The sequence below is a fragment of the Ochrobactrum sp. SFR4 genome (genome assembly GCF_019730395.1).
Classification (GTDB): domain Bacteria; phylum Pseudomonadota; class Alphaproteobacteria; order Rhizobiales; family Rhizobiaceae; genus Pseudochrobactrum.
Genome location: NZ_JAAPBB010001398.1, coordinates 1 through 235 on the forward strand (window position 1 = coordinate 1; position 235 = coordinate 235).

Annotated in this window: 1 protein-coding gene; it reads right to left on the reverse strand. The window is 53.2% G+C overall.

Annotation, left to right across the window (positions count from 1 at the left end):
* Positions 1-235: cation efflux transmembrane domain-containing protein (locus HBA93_RS23625; protein ID WP_221724832.1), on the reverse strand; the 235-nt coding region annotated here is incomplete at both ends.

Here is a 235-nt window from a genome sequence, read left to right on the forward strand (position 1 = left end):
AGCAATCACCGAGTCCACCCATTCCCATGCGGTGAAGTAAATAATCACGGCACCGACGATCACGCCGACAGAGCCGAGCATATCCGCCCATACCTCGAGATAAGCGCCCTTCACATTTAGGCTCTCATCCTTCTTGCCGCTGAGCAACCGCATTGAAATGAGGTTCACAATCAACCCGAAAACCGCAACGACCATCATGCCCACAGATTGTACTTCTGCGGGTTCCGACAGTCGT